Raw genomic sequence first — 251 nt, 5'->3', positions numbered from 1 at the left:
CCGAGCAGACCCACCGCGCCGAAGACGACGAGGACGAGCAACGCGGCCACGAGGATGCCGAGCCAGACGGGCGTGGTCAGCTTGTCGACGGCCGGAAACGCCTCGGCGGGCTGACGCACGACGTGGACCAGCGCGAATCCCGCCCCGGCGATGGCGATGATCTGCAGCGCGAGGATGATCAGACCGGCAAGTGACTCGACATTGGTCACCACACCAGTCTACGAGAATCGGCCCTCGTGCGAGTTCGCACG

Annotated in this window: 1 protein-coding gene; it reads right to left on the bottom strand. The window is 66.9% G+C overall.

Features of this window, described 5'->3' with window-relative positions:
• The coding region (locus tag NVV99_RS26660; RefSeq protein WP_260783319.1) for a DUF2516 family protein at positions 1-209 on the bottom strand (209 nt) is incomplete at its 3' end.
• Between the last annotated feature and the right edge of the window lie 42 nt (positions 210-251).

Source organism: Rhodococcus sp. PAE-6 (genome assembly GCF_025290685.1).
Classification (GTDB): domain Bacteria; phylum Actinomycetota; class Actinomycetes; order Mycobacteriales; family Mycobacteriaceae; genus Rhodococcus; species Rhodococcus pyridinivorans.
Note: the sequence above shows the minus strand (reverse complement) of the source record. Positions and strands in the feature narration are given on the sequence as shown.